A 16,227-nucleotide genomic window follows, 5' to 3' on the forward strand; every position below is an offset into this window, starting at 1 on the left:
GTGAACACCAGCCAGTTCGAAAGCCTCACCGGCGAGGTCGGCATCCCCTTCCCCGAGTACGACGACCCACCGCCCGACCCCATGCCTCTGATCCACCAGTGGATCACCGAGGCGACCGCGTACGGCGTGCGGGAACCCCGCTCGCTCGCCCTGGCCACCGCCGACAGCCGGGGACGGGCCTCCAACCGCATCGTCGCCGTCACCGAGGCCGACGACCGCGGACTGGCGTTCGCCAGCCACACCACCAGCCAGAAGGGCCGCGAACTGGCCGCCACTGGATGGGCCTCCGGCCTGCTCTACTGGCGCGAGACCGGTCAGCAGCTCATCGTCTCCGGCCCGGTGGCACAGCTGAGCGACGCCGCGTCCGACGCCTTCTGGTCCGGCCGCCCGGTCCCCCTGCACCCCATGTCCTCCCTCTCCCGGCAGAGCGAACCGCTCGACGGCACGGCGGCAGCGGCCGCCCTGCGCGCCGAAGCGGCCCGCCTGGAGGCCGCTGGCACCCCGCTGCCCCGCCCGGACCGCTTCGTCGTGTACCGGCTGGCGCCGGCCACCGTGGAGTTCTGGTGCGCCGACTCCGAGCGACTGCACCGCCGGCTGCGCTACGACCGCCAGGACCACGGGTGGCGCGTGAGCCGGCTCCAGCCCTGACCACCTTGAACCGGAGCTGACACCATGGAACGCACCGCCCTGACCCAGGCCATGGCCCGGGTCCCCGGACCGGTGACCGTCGTGACCACAATCGATGGCACGGGCACGCGCTGGGGATTCACCGCCAATTCGTTCACATCCGTCTCCCTGGACCCGCCCCTCGTCCTGGTCTGCCTGAACAAGTCCGCCAGCACGCACGAGGCGTTCACCGCGGCCGACCGCTTCCTGATCAACGTACTCGCGCACGGCGAGGACGAGGTCGCGCTGCGCTTCGCCCGGTCCGGGGTCGACCGGTTCGCCGGCGACGACATGGAGCCCTGCGAACTGGGGCTGCCCGGAGCGCACGGCGCCTGCGTCCGCGTCGCCTGCTCGATGCACGCCGTCCTCGACGCGGGCGACCACAGCATCCTCGTCGGCCGTGTGGTGGATACCTACACGAACGACCGGACACCGCTCGTGTACTACAACCGGGCCTTCGCCCACCCGGCCGCCGACGCCGACACGGGCACCGAGGAGCCGGTGAAGATCCTGCACCTGGCGGACTGGTGACCGCCGCCATGAAGGATGCGGACCAGGACGCGGTGAAGGTCGCCGTCATCTACTACTCCTCCACGGGCCATGTCGCCGACATCGCCCACGAGATCGCGGAGACGGCGGAGAAGGCGGGCGCCGAGGTCCGCTTGCGCAAGGTGCGGGAGCTGGCACCTCGGGACGCGATCGAATCCAATCCGGCCTGGGCCGCCCACGCGGCGGCATCGGCGGGGATCCCGGAGGCCCAGGTCGACGACATCGTGTGGGCCGACGCCGTCCTCATGGGGTCGCCGACACGGTTCGGCAACGTGTCCGCCCAGCTCAAGCAGTTCCTCGACACCCTGGGCGGCGCGTGGCGAAAGGGCGAACTCGCTGACAAGGTCTACAGCGGCTTCACCTCCACGGGCAGCCCGCACGGAGGCAACGAGTCCACTCTGCTGGCCTTGATGCACTCCTTCCACCACTTCGGCGGAATCGTCGTCGCCCCCGGTTTCACCCACCCGGACAAGTTCGTCGACGGGAACCCCTACGGAACCGCGCACCACGACGCCGGCGGCACCGCACCGGTCGGCGACGTCACCCGCAACGCGGCCCGCGTCCAGGCCGAGCGCGTGGTGACCCTCGCCCGGGCGGTCGCCGCCCTGCCTGGCGGAAGCCGATAGCGGCCCCGCCCCCTGTACGGAACGCGGAGGGCAGTCCCCGCCGATGCCCCTGCCCGTCGGCGGCAGAGGCCGGACTTCGGCCCCGTCGGCCCGGTCCGCGTTCCCACCGGCCGGAGAGCTCCCACATCCCCCGGGGGAGCTCTCCGGCCCGGCCCCAGCCACCACAAGCACGTCCGACCACCCGTCAGCAGCCGCTGCGACCCAGGGAGAGCCATGCCCCGCCGCCTGTTCACGTCGGAGTCCGTGACCGAGGGACACCCCGACAAGATCGCCGACCGGATCAGCGACACGATCCTCGATGCCCTCCTCAAGGAGGACCCGCGGTCGAGGGTTGCCGTGGAGACCCTGATCACGACCGGCCAGGTCCATGTCGCCGGGGAAGTCACCACCACCGCGTACGCGGACATCCCCGGCCTGGTCCGCGAGGCCGTCCTCGACATCGGCTACGACTCGTCCAGGAAAGGCTTCGACGGCCGGTCGTGCGGCGTCTCCGTGTCGATAGGCGCGCAGTCCCCCGACATCGCGCTCGGCGTGGACCCGTCCGGCGAGGACGGCGACGCTCTGGCGACGCAAGGCGCCGGCGACCAGGGGCTGATGTTCGGCTACGCCTGCGACGAGACTCCCGAACTGATGCCCCTGCCCATCCAGTTGGCGCACCGGCTCTCGTACCGGCTCTCCCAGGTCCGCAGGGACGGCATCGCACCGTATCTGCGTCCGGACGGCAAGACCCAGGTGACTGTCGAGTACCTGGGCAGCCGTGCCGCCCGCCTGGACACCGTGGTCGTCTCCGCGCAGCACGCCGCCGATGTCGACCTGAACGACCTGCTGGCTCCCGACATCCGTGCGCACGTCGTCGAGCACGAACTCGCGCGGCTGGCGGACGACGGGATCAAGCTGGACACCGAGGGCTACCGGCTGCTTGTCAATCCGACCGGGCGCTTCGAGGTCGGTGGTCCGATGGGCGATGCCGGACTCACCGGCCGGAAGATCATCATCGACACGTACGGCGGCATGGCCCGCCACGGCGGCGGCGCCTTTTCCGGCAAGGACCCGTCGAAGGTGGACCGCTCCGCCGCCTACGCGATGCGCTGGGTCGCCAAGAACATCGTCGCCGCCGGCCTCGCCCGCCGCTGCGAGGTCCAGGTCGCCTACGCCATCGGCAAGGCCGAGCCGGTCGGTCTGTTCGTGGAGACCTTCGGCACGGCCACCGTGCCGCACGAAGCCATCGAGACGGCGATCAGGGAGGTCTTCGACCTGCGCCCGGCCGCCATCGTCCGCGACCTGGACCTGCTCCGCCCGGTCTACGCCCAGACCGCCGCCTACGGCCACTTCGGGCGCGAACTGCCGGACTTCACCTGGGAACGCACCGACCGGGCGGACGCCTTGCGCCGCGTGGCGGGGTGCTGACATGAGGATCGCCGTCACCGGCTCCATCGCCACCGATCACCTGATGACGTTCCCCGGCCGCATCACCGGCCAACTCCTTGCCGACCGCCTGGACCACGTCTCGCTCTCGTTCCTGGTCGACTCCCTGGAGGTCCGGGACGGCGGCGTCGCCGCCAATATCGCGTACGGGCTGGCCGCCCTGGGCCACCGTCCCCTCCTGGTGGGCGCGGTGGGCACGGACTTCGACCGGTACGGCCGGCGACTGGCCGACCAGGGAGTGGACATCTCGGCGGTCCACGTCTCGGCCACCCGGCACACCGCTCGCTTCCTGTGCACTACCGATCAGGACGGCAACCAGATCGCCTCCTTCTACCCGGGCGCGATGTCCGAGGCGGCGGCGATCGAACTGGCTGACGTCGTCAGCGACCACGGCGGCATCGACCTCGTCCACGTCGGCGCGGACGAGCCTGCCGCGATGCTCCGCCACACCCGCGCCTGCCGCGCCCTCGCCCTCCGTTTCATCGCCGACCCCTCCCAGCAGCTCGCCCGCCTGGACGGAGAGCAGATCCGTGAACTGGTGGCCGGAGCCGACCACCTGTTCACCAACGCATACGAGCGGGGACTGCTGCTCGCCAAGTCGGGCTGGACGCGCGCCGACGTCCTGGGGCAGGTCGGCACTTGGGTGACCACCCTCGGCGACAAGGGAAGCCGCATCGAACGCGCCGGCGAGCCCGTGCTCGACGTCCCCGCGGTCGCTGGGGCGACGATCGCCGACCCGACCGGTGTCGGGGACGCGTTCCGGGCCGGATACCTGGCCTCCTTCGCGAAGAACGAGAACCCTGTGGCCTGCGCGCAGGCGGGTTCAGCCCTGGCCGCACTCGCCCTCTCCTCCGTCGGCACCCAGACCTACACCGCTTCCCCCGCCCTCCTGCGCGACCTCCTGACAACGGCGTACGTGGCAGCCGACCGCTCGATGGCGAACCTGCCGCCGGGGGGAGCCCGGCCATGACCGCAACCGCCCTGGGCCCCGTGCCCGTCCCGACGGTGCGGCAGAGTCCCGCCGAACTGATCGCGTCCGGCCACCGGTCGTACTCCTTCGAGTTCTTCCCGCCGAAGTCCGCGAAGGGCGAGCGGACCCTGTGGCGTGCGCTGCGCCGCGTCGAGCCCCTCCGGCCCGCGTTCGTCTCGGTGACGTACGGTGCGGGCGGCTCCTCCCGGGAACGCACCGCCTCCCTCACGGAACGCATCGCCGAGGACACGACACTGCGCCCGGTCGCACACCTCACGGCGGTCGGCCACTCCACAGCCGAACTGCGCGCCGTCATCGGCCGTTACGCCGACGCCGACATCCGTGACGTCCTCGCGCTGCGGGGAGATCCGCCCGGAGATCCGAACGGGCCGTGGATCCCTCACCCCGACGGGCTGAACCACGCCGCCGAACTCGTGGAACTCATCCGTGACTGCGGCAACTTCAGCATCGGCGTGGCGGCCTTCCCCGAGCGGCACCCGCGCTCGCCCGACTGGGAGGGCGACATCCGCCATTTCGTGACCAAGTGCCGGGCGGGCGCGGACTACGCCATCACCCAGATGTTCTTCCGGGCCGAGGACTATCTGCGCTTGCGCGACCGGCTCGCCGCCGCCGGGTGCGACACCCCGGTCATCCCCGAGATCATGCCCGCCACCCGCTACGAACAGATCAGCCGATTTGCCCGGCTCAGCAACGCCGCGTTTCCCGACGACCTCGCGATGCGGCTGCGGACCGCGCAGTACGACCCCCGCACGTCCCACCGCATCGGCGTGGACCACGCCACCGGACTCGCCCAGCGCCTGCTCGACGAGGGCGCACCCGGCCTGCACTACATCACGCTCAACGACTCGTCCGCCGCCATGGACATCCACCGAGGTCTGCGGCTGCCCGCACCAGCCGGTCACCGGCCGGCGGAATCCCCGGCGGCCGTCGTCCCGTCCGGTCCGGGCGAGTCCGGTGAGGAGAGCGACTGCTGAGCAGGTCGCGCTGGCTGACCGCGGGAGAGTCCCACGGCCTCGCACTCGTCGCCACGCTGGAGGGTCTGCCCGCCGGCGTGCCGGTCACTACGCGGATGGTGGCGGACCAGCTTGCCCGGCGGCGGCTCGGCCACGGACGCGGTGCGCGCATGACGTTCGAGCGAGACGAGGTCACTTCGGGGGCCTGAGCACCGGCGAGCCGGCGCGGGCCCACCACCAGCGTTCGGACGGGTGCGCGGTGCCGGCGGCCGGTATCGTCGCCGAGGCGATGGCCGCCCTCGTGCCGGCGGACACGGTAGCCGAGAAGTCCGGCGGCGACAGCGTGCCCGAGACGCGCCGCGCCGTCCGGTCGTACCCCGACCACACCTGACGATCCGGTGAGCGCGGCGACGTCCGCGAGTGAATCCGGCACGGTCGGCACAACCGGTGGAAGGAATCCGCGAGTTGTCGCCTCTTGCTGGAGCCCCGCTGCCGTGCACCGTCACGCTGGTCGAGTTGAGCCTCGGGCTTGCCGGCTCACCGTGACGACGACGGATCACTGCGGTACGAGGAGAGAACGATGAAGATCACTCGCCACCTTCCGGGCGCACCGTGCTGGGCGGATCTCGACACTCCCGATGTCGCCTCCGCGCGCACCTTCTACACCTCCCTGTTCGGCTGGCAGGCCATCGAACTGCCCGGCGGCTACGTGAACTTCGCGCTGCGCTCGGAGAAGATCGTGGGCGCGATCAAGCTCAAGGAGGGCGAAGAGCACTCCGCGGGCTGGAGCGTCTACTTCATGACGGACGACCTGGTCGAGACGACGAAGGCGGTGGAGGCGGCCCGCGGCCGTGTGGTCAGTCCCCCGCGGAAGGTGTCGGCCGCCGGCAGTGCCGCCGTGTACAAGGCCCCCGACGGGGCCCTCTTCGGCGCCTGGGAGCCCGACAAGCACCCCGGGTCAGGTCTGGTGCGCGAACCCGGTACGCCGTCCTGGTTCGGGCTGAGCACCCCGGACGTCAACGGCTCCGCGGCCTTCTACGAGCAGGTCTTCGGCTGGACGGCCCTGCCGCCGACGGCAGGTGACGCCACGCGCGTCACGGCAGCCGGTGACGCGGAGGAGTTCGGCGGGATCACCGAGGGGCCCGCGGACTCGGCAGGCTGGGCCCTGCACTTCGGCGTCGGGGACGTCGACGCGGCAACGGTGACGGCCACCTCGCTGGGCGGCACGGTCGTCTCCGCTCCCACCGACGTGACCGGTGTGGGACGTGTCGCCGCCCTGAAGGACCCGTCCGGCGTGGGCTTCGCGCTGGTCGCCCGAGCCTGACATCAGCCGCACCGCACCGGTGGGTCGGCTCCGCGCAGAGCCTTCCCGCCGGGGCGGTGCCTCGCTCACGTGCCCGCATGCGAGGGAAGGAGGCGGTTCGCCGTGCAGAGCGAGCCTCCCAGTCGGACCTCGCGTACCGCCTCACGGCCGGGGCGTGCTGTGCGTCGGCACAGCTGATCTCCACCACGCGGGGGCCGGCGTCGGTACGCGTCCCGAGCAGTAGAGCATCGCGTCCCACTGCCTGCCGAGGTGACTCTTGCCATGACGCATGTCCGACTCTCCGACGACGAGCTGCCCACCGAACTCCAGGACGCTCTCGAACGCCACAACCTCCGGGACGCCCAGTTCCTGCTGGGCCAGCGCCCGCCTCATGTCATCGCCGACGAGCTGGCGCGGATGAACGCCGTCGACGCGGTCGTCGCCTTCCGGCTCCTGGGCAAGAACGAGGCCATCAAGGTCTTCGAGGAACTGGAGCCGGTCGACCAGCAGGCCATCCTGATGGGGCTGCGGGACACGGCCTTCCGCGAGCTGGTCGAGGAGCTGGATCCGGACGACCGCGTACGCATGCTCCACGAGGCCCCGGCCAAGGTGGTCCAGCGGGTCCTGGCGGGGCTGAGCGCGCACGAGCGCCGGATGACCGCCGCCCTGCTGGGGTATCCGGAGGGCTCCGTGGGGCGCTACATGACACCGGAGGTGGTCGCGGTGGACCGGCACCTGACCGTCCGGCAGGCGCTGGACCACGTCCGGACCAAGGGCGCGGACGCCGAGACCATCTACACGCTGCCCGTGGTGGACGCCGGACGCCGCCTGATCGGCGTCGTCGAGCTGCGCGAGCTCGTACTCAGCCCGTCGGGAAGGGACATCATCGACCTCGTCGCCGCCGACGCCCCCCGCGTGTACGCCTCGGATCCCGCCGAGGACGCGGCGCGCCTGATGCGCGAGACCAACACCCTGGACCTGCCGGTCGTCGACAGCGAGGAGCGGCTCGTCGGGCTGCTCACCATCGACGACGCGGTTGAGGTGATCGAGGGGGCGGACACGGAGGACGTCGTACGTCAGTCCGGGTCGGCTCCGTGGAGCGGACACTACATGGCGACGACCGTGTGGCAGTTGGCCCGCTACCGGGTCGTATGGCTCCTGCTCCTGCTGCTGGCCGCGACGCTCACCGTGGCGGTGACCGATGCCTTCGAAAAGACCCTGGAGCAGGTCACTCAGCTCGCCCTGTTCGTCCCGCTGCTGATCGGTACGGGAGGCAACACCGGAGCCCAGGCGGCCACCGCCGCCGTTCGCGCGCTGGCTGTGGGCGAGGTCCGCGGCTCCGACCTGCCCGCGATCATCTGGCGCGAATGCCGGGTGGGGCTCCTGCTCGGTGCCATGCTGGCAAGCCTCGCGATGGTGCTCGGTACGGCGTTCGTAGGCGCGCACATCGCTCTGGTGGTAGGCGTCGCCCTGGTGATCATCTGCGGGTGGGCCGCGACGGTCGGCGGCACCATGCCGCTCCTGGCCAAGCGTCTTCACATCGACCCGGCGGTGGTCTCCGCCCCGATGGTGACGACCCTGGTGGACGCCACCGGACTCGTGATCTACTTCCTCACCGCCCGGGCCGTCCTGGGCATGTGACGCAGACCGGGTGCGACGACAGGGCCTCCTGGTGCCCGAGTGGCACAGCCACCCGGGCCGCCAGGAGGCCCTGTCCGCTGTCCGCTGTCCGCTCAGTCAGCGACGGCGACGATGACGCTCGACGGCGCCGAAAGGGCCACCGTCTCCGCGTGGCGCAGACCGGCCGCCTTGAACAGCGCGGCGAACTCGGCCTCCGTGCGCTCCCGTCCCGGAGTGAGCGCCATCATCACGATGTCCAGGAACTTCCCGGGGTGCGGGACATCGCCCTCGGGAATCACCGGGTCGAGAATGACGACCCGGCCGGCGGGGTCCATGACCTCGCGGATGTTCTTCAGAACGGTGATCGCCTCGTCGTCGCTCAGCTGGTGCACCACGTGGGAGATCACGTAGGCGTCGGCGTCGGCGGGAACAGCGGCCAGGTAGTCACCGGACGCCGTCTCGCCGCGGTCGATGACACCGGCCTCGGTGAGCACCTCGACGGCCCCGGGTACGACCTCGGGCAGGTCGAACACCACACCGCGCATCTCCGGGTAGCGCTGCAGGATCCGCGCCACGAGATACCCGTGACCGCCGCCGATGTCCACGATCTTCCGGATTCCGGTCAGGTCGTAGGAAGCGACCGCGACACTCTGGAGATGGCTGACGATCTCGCCCATCGCGTTGTTGAATATCCGCCCCATCTCCGGGCGGGCGGTCAGGTAGGAGAACAGGTCGGTGCCGTGTACGTGCTCGAACGCGGACTCTCCGGTGCGGATGCTGTGCCCGAGCGCCGCGTACGCCTGCTGCAGCGCCGGCTGCCCCTCGTACCGGAAATGGTCCCGCAGCGAACCCCGGACGTCCGAGCGCAGCGTCTCGGCCATGGTGTTGAGCGCGAAGGTGCTCGGAGCCACCTCGGTGAACACCCCCTTGCTGGCGATGGCCCGCAGCGCGCGGTACAGGGTCCCCGGGTGCGCGTCGACGCGCTTGGCGATCTCATCCACGGGCAGCGGACCGGCGGCGAGCTGATCGGCCACTCCCAGTTCGGCCACCACGTACAGCAGATGCGCCAGCCTCAGGCCGTTCTGGAAGTCCAGCATGCGCCCCTTCGCGGCATCCGGACTCAGCTCGTTGCCGGCTGCGATATCGGCGGTCACCCTCGATCACTTCCGTTCGTAGTCGTCGCGGTCGTCGTCGTACCCGCCGTGGCGCTCCTCCCCTTCGAACGACGTGCGGAAGGGAGCCGTTCGGATGAGCGCCTGCGGCCGAGCGGTGAACTGAGAGAAGTGTGTTGACCCGTTCGGGCGCGCCGGTAGCGCGCTCTGCCCGATCTGCAACTTTGTTCCAGGAGCAGGCCCTCGATGAAGGATGCGTGCACGCTTGGCTTCCCGGCCCCGTGCCGTGATCCACGCGTTGCACGTCGATGGCCCCGCACTCAGTCGGACCATCGCCCCCTCGATGTTCCGCCGCAGGCCGTCACCGGCGCTGCGACGCCGCCCTGCAAGCTCGGCAACACCGGGATTGCCGTCCGCGCCGGGCTCGGTCACGGCGGTCGAGCGGCAGCCCCGCCTGCCTCTGGGCCAAGAGCGGCGGACTGCACGGGGCTGTGGTCACCGCTCAGGCACTCAGGGCAGTACCGGCTGCCGGCATCGAAGGCCCAGGCGTGGAAGGGGACCCGGCCCAGCTTCGCCGCGTGGTCCAGGACGTACGTGTGCGCGGCGTGGCGGGCCGTCAGCTCCTTGAGCCGGGCCTGCCCCAGGTCGGCCTTGGGCATTCCACGTGCGTGGTCTCGGCGTCCGCGAGTTCGCGCAGGGCCGTCAGAACGGCGGTAGCGACAGTCAGGTCCTTGGCGGTACGCAGTGCGGGCCTGCCCCGACCGTCGACCCGGCGTGCCGGGTGACGTCGACCTGCCGGTGGGTGCCCCTGGGGACCACCGCGGGACACCGCAGGCACCCCTGGCGGCCGGAACTCACTTCGGATCCCGCGCGGCCTCCGTGATCGCCTGCTGAAAGAGCGGGCCAACGCGATGCGCGGCTCGCTCGAACTCCTGCGGACACCGCTTCGAGTACTCACGGCCCACCTGGCACTACTTCCTCTGGAACCTCAGATCCCAGTCTCCGGTCGTCCCGGCCCTGAGCGCTGCCCGGGACCGGGCGGGGGGTCGACGTCGAGCGCCCGGGAAGGTAAAAACAAAGCGCGATTGTTCCAATCATGTGAAGTTTCTTACGCATTTCGGGGATGCTGCTGTCGTCGGACGACAGTAGGCGGGGGCCAATGAACGGTGTACACGTGGTGGGGGAAGCCGGCGGGAACGGGGACGCCGCGACCGGCTGTCTGTCCGACAGGAGCGAAGCGGGGCCGCGCCACGGCGGGCCGGCGCCCCACGCGATAGCGCTGGTCGAGCCGAACGAGGTGATCCGTTTCGGACTGCTGGCGATGCTCTGGGCGATGTCCGTCTCGCAGGTCATCACCGTGACGCAGGTGGGCGACCCCTGTGACACCCTGGCGGCCGGCCACGCCGACACCGTGCTGGTCTCCAGCGACCTGCCGGAGGACGACCTGGAGCGGATCCAGGCGTGGGCGGCCGGCGCGAGAAGCAGGGTGCTCCTGCTGCTGCACGACACCCTCGATCCGCGGCTGGGTCGGCTCGTCCAGCGCTTTCCCGAGGGCATCGTGCCGCTGCAGGGGCTGACGTCCGAACGGCTCGGCAGCGTCCTGCGCCTCCACCGGGGGGCCGAGGCAGCGACTCCTCCGCCGGCGGGGGCAGCGGTCCCCGCGGCCAGACGTCCCACCCGGCGCGCGCACCGCTCCGCAGAGGGGCGCCTGTCCTCCCTGTGGCACCGCAACCCGCTGACCCAGCGGGAGATCGACGTCCTGGGACTGCTGTCGCAGGGGCTGAGCAACAAGCAGATCGCACCCCGGTTAGGCATCTCCGAACACGGGGTGAAGCGCCACATCAGCAACATCCTCGCGAAGCTGAACTGCTCGAACCGGACCGAGGCCGTGTCGTACGCGCTCCAGCAGAACTTCCTCGGCGCGAGCCGGGTCATGGACTGAGCGGGGGTTGCGATGCCGGGACGGACGGGCCTGACCGCCGAGGGCGTCGGGGACGCCGAGGGGCAGCGAACGGGGCGGCGGGACTTCCGGTGGTACTGGGCCGGGCAGAGCGTGAGCGTCGTCGGCGACCAGGTCGCCGCCTTCGTTCTGCCCACCATCGCGATCACCGCGTTCGGCGCCTCGTCGCTGGAGGTCGGTGTCCTCAACATGCTCAACACCGGCGCCTACAGCCTGCTCGGGCTGTTCGTCGGGGTGCTCATGGACCGCAGGCGCAGGCGGCCCGTGCTGGTCGCCTCCGACGTGGTGCGCGGGCTCGCTTTCGGTGCCGTGCCCCTGCTCACCCTTGGCGGTGACAGCCACCTGGGCATGCTCTACGCGGTCGCCGTGGTCGCCGGGGTCTGTGCCGTCTTCTTCAACGTGGCGAGCCAGTCACACCTGCCGACGCTCGTGGGACCGGGCTTCCTCGGTACCGCCAACGCGCGCATGGAGATCTCCAACACCCTGGCCCTGGTACTCGGGCCCGCCCTCGGAGGCTGGCTGGTGCAGTGGTGGGGTGGCCCGACCGCGCTGGCCGTGAACGCGCTCTCCTTCTGCTTCTCGGTGGCCGGGATCCTCCTGATCAGGACACCGGAGCCGCCGCCGGACGCCAAGAGCCGGAACTCGCTCTGGCAGGACCTCCGAGAGGGCGTACGGGTGCTGTGGCACCACGAGGTGCTCCGCCGCACGACCCTGGCGTCGGCGGCGCGGAACTTCGGCAACACGGCCGTCAACACCGTCCTGCTGCTCTTCGCCTACCGGGCCCTGGGACTGTCCGCGGGCGTCGCCGGGATCCTGTTCGCGTCCGGCACCGTCGCGGCCGTGCTCGGGGCATGGCTGACGGTGCCGATGCGGCGGCGGGCCGGAACCGGGTGGGCACTGCTGGGGGCCAACGCTGCTGCCGCGGTCTGGGTGTTCGCCCCGATGGCCCTGGTGCTGCCCCCGCTGCCGACACTGCTCGTGATGCGGATCGTGTCGTCGTTCTCCCTCCCGCTGTGGAACTCGACCGTCGTGACCCTCCGTCAGGAAGCGGTCCCGGCGGGGCTGCTCGGCCGGGTGAGCGCGACAGCGGGAACGCTCAACTTCTCGGCCATCCCGTTCGGCGCGCTGCTCGGCGGTCTGGCCGCCGAGGGCCTGTCGGCCGCGTTCGGTACCAGAGACGGGCTCGCGCTCACGCTCGCGGTGTCCGGGCTGGCGGCCGGCAGCGGCACCCTGGCCCTGCTGCGCCGGACCGTCAGGTCCCTGCCCTGAACAGCGCCGCGATCGCGCCATCGAGGTCCGGGTGGCGGAAGGCGAACCCCGCGGCGGTGAGGACCGACGGAACCGCGCGCCGGCCGGTGAAGAAGCTGTCCGCGTACTCACCGAGCACGGCCCTCAGCACCGGGCGCGGCAGGCTCCAGGGCACCGGGCGGCGCAGGGCCCGGCCCAGCGCGGCGGCGAACTCGCGCTGAACGGCGGCCCCGGGCGCCGTGACGTTGACCGGCCCCGCGACCGACTCGTTCTCCAGGACGAACCGCACCGCGGCGACCGCGTCGTCCTCGGCCACCCACGACAGCCAGTGGTCGCCCCGCCCGAAGCGGAAGCCGAGGAACGCCCGGAACGCCGGTGTCATGACCTTGATGATGCCGCTGTCCGCCGCGAGCACCGTACCCAGACGCAGCAGCACGACGCGGGTGCCGGAGCCCTCGGCCTTGCTCGCGGCGGCCTCCCAGTCGCGGCACAGCTCCGCGTGGAAACCGGTTCCGCTCCCGGCGCTCTCGTCGACCTCGACGGTTCCGGTGTCCCCGTAGTAGGCGGTCTCCGATCCGCTCAGCAACACCGGCACACCCGATTCGACGACGGCCGAGGCCAGGGTGCGAGCGGCCACCACACGGCTGTCGTGGATCTTCCGCTTCCGCGCCTCGTTCCAGCGTTCGCCGGCCAGCCCGGTGCTGTAGAGATTCACGACCGCGTCGAAGCCGTCGAGGGTCCCGGGGGCGATGCGGCCGTAGGAAGGGTCCCAGCCGATCTCGTCCGCGGCGTGGGCCCGGCCCCGTACCAGCCGGGACACGTCGTGGCCGGCCGTCCTCAGGTCCCCGACGACGGCTGAACCGAGCGCGCCGGAGGCTCCGGCAACAGCGATTCTCACAGTTCCTCCTGAGGGGTCGCGTCACACCAGGAACGCGTCGGCGACGCTCTTCGCCGCGATCTCGAGCAGGGCCGGGTCGCGGGTCTCGACGACGTCGACCGAGACGTCCGGCCGCACCGGCACCGTCCCGGCCCCGGCGCACAGGCGGCGCCGGCCGCCACCGGTGACGTTGAGCAGCACCATGTCGTCCGTGCCGATGCGCCCGGCGCGGACGGCCTCGGCCAGACCCGCCAGCGCCACCCCGGCCGCGGGCTCGATGTCGACGCCCTCGGTCCGCTCGAACAGGGCCATGGCGTGCCGGGCCTCGTCGCCCCCCGCGACGACCACCGTCCCGCCGCTTTCGACCAGCGCCTCCCGTACGCCGCCGCGCACGGCGAAAGGAGGCCGGCCGTTCGTCAGTTCCGGGGCGACGACGGGTCCGGCGGGCGCCGGGGTCCGCCAGCCGTGCCAGGCGTCGTGCAGAGGTGCGTAAGGGGCGTTCTGGCACAGGAGGAGCCGGGGCAGCGGGTCGGGGCAGCCGTGCTCCCGCAGGCGTCCTGCCGCCTCGTGCGCGGCCACCGCTCCCGCGCCGCTGCCCACCGCCTGGACGTAGTGGCGGGGCAGCCGTCCCGACGCCTCGAAGACCGTCAACAGGCAGGTCGCCAGGCCGTCACGCCGCCCGACGTTGCGTATCCCGCCCTCCGGCCGGAAACCGTCCAGGGCACCCACCGCCTCGGCCAGGGCGATCGCGTCGTCGTACGTTCCGCCCTCGACCACGACCAGCCCCACGCCGGCGGCCCGTCCGGCCGCGGCGGACACCGCCCCCACGGCGTACGAGGGAACGACGATCAGGCACCTCGCCCCCTCCCGGACGCACGCGGCGGCGAAGGCGGCGGCGGTGTTGCCCGCGGAGGCGAGCACCAGCACCGGCGGATCGTCCGGGAGGCGGCCCAGGACCACGCCGGCCTCCAGGTCCTTGAACGTGCCGGTCGGCAGCAGCGCGCCGCGCTCGGGCCAGTGGCCGCTGAAGGAGATCCACAGGTCCGACAGCCCGAGAGCACGGCCGAGTTCCTCGGCCCGGCAGGCGACCGGCCCCGGCGAGCCGGGTATCGCGCGGACCACCGGCAGCCAGGCGAAGCGGAAGACGCTGCCGGCCGGAGCCGGGTGCTTCGCGTGCAGACCCGACGCCTGGTACACGGTGCGCAGCAGCGAGGGCTCATGGGGCGCATCGCACGCGAGCCGCAGCCCGTCGTCGTCGTACTCGGTGCCGCACGCGCAACACACCAGGCGATACGCCCTCATGTTTCCCCTCAGTCCCCTCGGGTGGCGATGTACTGCGTCAATGCCGTGGCCGCGGCCAGTACGGCCAGGCCGGCCAGGCCGTAGCCGGCGAACGGCAGCACCAGGCCGGCCGGGCTGCGGTCGCCGGACATGGAGCGCAGCATCGGATAGACCGGCGGCACCGGCTTGGCGAGGATCACCGCGAGCACCAGCGCGAGCCCGGCCACCACCGAGAAGCCCGGCCGGCCGATCACCAGCCGTGAGCACAGCAGTCCCAGCCCGATGCCGACGCAGGCACAGATCAGCTGGGCGGCGGCGCCGAGCGCCACCGCCTGCCAGGTGACGGTGTGCGAGCCGGAGACGACCGGATAGACCAGGCCGATCAAGGTCATGCCGACGCAGAAGGTGGCCGAGGCGGCGACGGCGGCGACGAGCACGTCGCGCGAACGGCGCGCGTTCACCACGACCATGGCCCGTCCGACGGGCTCCTCCACGTTGACCACCGCGGCGGCGATCCAGGTCGAGCAGGCCAGCACGGAGCCGGCGGAGGCCTGGTACACCTCCAGCAGCGGGCCGTTGTCGCTGCTGGTGAGAATGGCGAGCAGGCCGAGGAAGAACACCAGGGGCGGCACATAACGCTGGGAGTGCAGCACGGTGGCCATGTTGTAGCGGTACAGGGCGGTCATCGGGTCACCCGCCCGTCCGCCGGGGCGGGGACGACGACGTCGTGCCGGAGCGCGTCGACGGACCAGCCGGCGTGGAGCGCCGTGAGCAGCAGCGTGTCGCAGTGGCCGCGCGGCACCCGGACCCGGACACCGTGCTCCCCTTCGGGGGTCACCGACCGCACCCCCTCCGCCCTCGTCAGGGCGTCGACGAGCGCGGCCGGCCAGGGGCCCGGCGCGCGCAGTACGACCTCCGACACCGAGGCCCGAGGATCCGCCGTGTCCGGTGCCACGGCCGACGCCTCGCCGAGCCGTCCCGCCTCGATGCGGTAGACCTCGGTCGCCACGGACCGGGTCACGGCCTCCCGGTGGTCGGTGAAGACCACGGTCCCGCCGCCGGAGGCGACCTCCGTGATGACCGATGCCAGCACGCCGTGCGTCGAGGCGTCCAGGCCCGACCACGGCTCGTCGAGGATCAGCAACCGCGGCGGCACCAGCAGGGCCTGCGCCACGGCGACCTTCTGCGCGTTGCCCTTGGACAGGTCACGGATCGGCGTCTCGAATCCGCCCACCAGATCGAAGCGGGAGAGCAGTTCGGTACCCCGGGCCTCGGCACGCCTGCTCGGCAGCCCTTTGACGCGCCCCATGTGCGCGAGGTAGGAGCGGGCCGACAGCCGGGTGCCCGCCGGAAAGCGGTCCGGCACGTAGCCGATGACCCCCGGATCACCGGAGCGGGTGCCGGAGGTCGGCCGTGAGACGCCCGCCAGGATCCGCAGCAGCGTCGACTTGCCCGAGCCGTTGCCGCCGGTGACGGCCTGGACGGCACCCGGCGACGTCCGGAAGTCGACGTCGACGAGCACCGGACGGCCGCGCCGGTAGCGTTTGCTCACTGCCCTCAGAGTCAACACCTGCTTGATTCCTCCCTCTTCGCCTGCGACACGCGTCGCATGTCGA

Annotated in this window: 15 protein-coding genes and 3 pseudogenes; 12 read left to right on the forward strand and 6 right to left on the reverse strand. The window is 71.7% G+C overall.

Annotated elements, in window-relative coordinates; translation table 11 throughout:
* The 10 genes and pseudogenes from phzG to mgtE all read left to right on the forward strand — a co-directional run bounded on the left by phzG (position 1) and on the right by mgtE (position 8,154).
* Complete coding sequence (phzG, locus tag ACIQR3_RS28380; protein ID WP_403543480.1) at positions 1 to 648, forward strand: phenazine biosynthesis FMN-dependent oxidase PhzG; 648 nt, start codon at positions 1 to 3, stop codon at positions 646 to 648.
* A 24-nt stretch (positions 649 to 672) separates the two neighbouring features.
* The gene (locus ACIQR3_RS28385) at positions 673 to 1,197 is read left to right on the forward strand and encodes a flavin reductase family protein (protein ID WP_403543481.1); all 525 of its coding nucleotides are present in this window, start codon (positions 673 to 675) and stop codon (positions 1,195 to 1,197) included.
* 8 nt (positions 1,198 to 1,205) lie between these two features.
* Complete coding sequence (wrbA, locus tag ACIQR3_RS28390; RefSeq protein WP_403543482.1) at positions 1,206 to 1,841, forward strand: NAD(P)H:quinone oxidoreductase; 636 nt, start codon at positions 1,206 to 1,208, stop codon at positions 1,839 to 1,841.
* A 213-nt stretch (positions 1,842 to 2,054) separates the two neighbouring features.
* A complete protein-coding gene (gene metK / locus ACIQR3_RS28395; RefSeq protein WP_403543483.1) occupies positions 2,055 to 3,248 on the forward strand; it encodes a methionine adenosyltransferase in 1,194 nt (397 codons plus the stop codon).
* Position 3,249: 1 nt separating this feature from the next.
* On the forward strand, positions 3,250 to 4,236 hold the full coding sequence (locus tag ACIQR3_RS28400) for a carbohydrate kinase family protein (RefSeq protein WP_403543484.1): 987 nt from the start codon (positions 3,250 to 3,252) through the stop codon (positions 4,234 to 4,236).
* A complete protein-coding gene (gene metF / locus ACIQR3_RS28405; RefSeq protein WP_403543485.1) occupies positions 4,233 to 5,231 on the forward strand; it encodes a methylenetetrahydrofolate reductase [NAD(P)H] in 999 nt (332 codons plus the stop codon). The genes ACIQR3_RS28400 and metF overlap by 4 nt, the downstream gene beginning before the upstream one ends.
* Positions 5,228 to 5,407: pseudogene (locus ACIQR3_RS28410) on the forward strand (chorismate synthase); the annotation flags it as partial. The gene metF and the pseudogene ACIQR3_RS28410, both read left to right, overlap by 4 nt.
* 8 nt (positions 5,408 to 5,415) lie before the next feature.
* Positions 5,416 to 5,601: pseudogene (locus ACIQR3_RS28415) on the forward strand (chorismate synthase); the annotation flags it as partial.
* A gap of 189 nt (positions 5,602 to 5,790) precedes the next feature.
* Positions 5,791 to 6,534, forward strand: a complete 744-nt coding sequence (locus tag ACIQR3_RS28420) for a VOC family protein (protein WP_403543486.1) — start codon at positions 5,791 to 5,793, stop codon at positions 6,532 to 6,534.
* 261 nt (positions 6,535 to 6,795) lie between these two features.
* Positions 6,796 to 8,154, forward strand: coding sequence for a magnesium transporter (mgtE, locus tag ACIQR3_RS28425; RefSeq protein ID WP_403543487.1), 1,359 nt, complete (start codon positions 6,796 to 6,798; stop codon positions 8,152 to 8,154).
* Positions 8,155 to 8,246: 92 nt separating this feature from the next.
* On the opposite strand, the gene ACIQR3_RS28430 is transcribed toward mgtE, so the two are convergent.
* Together ACIQR3_RS28430 and ACIQR3_RS28435 are read right to left on the reverse strand one after the other, a co-directional pair.
* Positions 8,247 to 9,287 (reverse strand): methyltransferase, encoded by a 1,041-nt coding sequence (locus ACIQR3_RS28430; protein ID WP_403543488.1) that lies wholly within the window; start codon positions 9,285 to 9,287, stop codon positions 8,247 to 8,249.
* A gap of 500 nt (positions 9,288 to 9,787) precedes the next feature.
* Positions 9,788 to 9,990: pseudogene (locus ACIQR3_RS28435) on the reverse strand (DeoR/GlpR transcriptional regulator); the annotation flags it as partial.
* A 414-nt stretch (positions 9,991 to 10,404) separates the two neighbouring features.
* Between ACIQR3_RS28435 and ACIQR3_RS28440 the strand changes: the two are divergent.
* Complete coding sequence (locus ACIQR3_RS28440; RefSeq protein WP_403543489.1) at positions 10,405 to 11,187, forward strand: response regulator transcription factor; 783 nt, start codon at positions 10,405 to 10,407, stop codon at positions 11,185 to 11,187.
* A gap of 12 nt (positions 11,188 to 11,199) precedes the next feature.
* Positions 11,200 to 12,474: an MFS transporter gene (locus ACIQR3_RS28445; RefSeq protein ID WP_403543490.1), complete on the forward strand. Its 1,275-nt coding sequence runs from the start codon at positions 11,200 to 11,202 to the stop codon at positions 12,472 to 12,474.
* Here ACIQR3_RS28445 and ACIQR3_RS28450 read toward each other — a convergent pair.
* Genes ACIQR3_RS28450 through ACIQR3_RS28465 form a run of 4 tightly spaced genes read right to left on the reverse strand, consistent with a single transcriptional unit; the run spans position 12,458 to position 16,163 of the window.
* Entirely contained in the window at positions 12,458 to 13,351 is an 894-nt protein-coding gene (locus ACIQR3_RS28450; protein ID WP_403543491.1) for a TIGR01777 family oxidoreductase, read from the reverse strand. The genes ACIQR3_RS28445 and ACIQR3_RS28450 overlap by 17 nt on opposite strands.
* Positions 13,352 to 13,372: 21 nt before the next feature.
* The gene (locus ACIQR3_RS28455) at positions 13,373 to 14,632 is read right to left on the reverse strand and encodes a cysteate synthase (protein WP_403543492.1); all 1,260 of its coding nucleotides are present in this window, start codon (positions 14,630 to 14,632) and stop codon (positions 13,373 to 13,375) included.
* A gap of 8 nt (positions 14,633 to 14,640) precedes the next feature.
* The gene (locus ACIQR3_RS28460; RefSeq protein ID WP_403543493.1) at positions 14,641 to 15,297 is read right to left on the reverse strand and encodes a hypothetical protein; all 657 of its coding nucleotides are present in this window, start codon (positions 15,295 to 15,297) and stop codon (positions 14,641 to 14,643) included.
* A complete protein-coding gene (locus ACIQR3_RS28465; RefSeq protein ID WP_403543494.1) occupies positions 15,294 to 16,163 on the reverse strand; it encodes an ATP-binding cassette domain-containing protein in 870 nt (289 codons plus the stop codon). The genes ACIQR3_RS28460 and ACIQR3_RS28465 overlap by 4 nt, the downstream gene beginning before the upstream one ends.
* Positions 16,164 to 16,227 lie beyond the last annotated feature (64 nt).

The organism is Streptomyces sp. NPDC090994, from assembly GCF_044768905.1.
Lineage (GTDB): Bacteria > Actinomycetota > Actinomycetes > Streptomycetales > Streptomycetaceae > Streptomyces.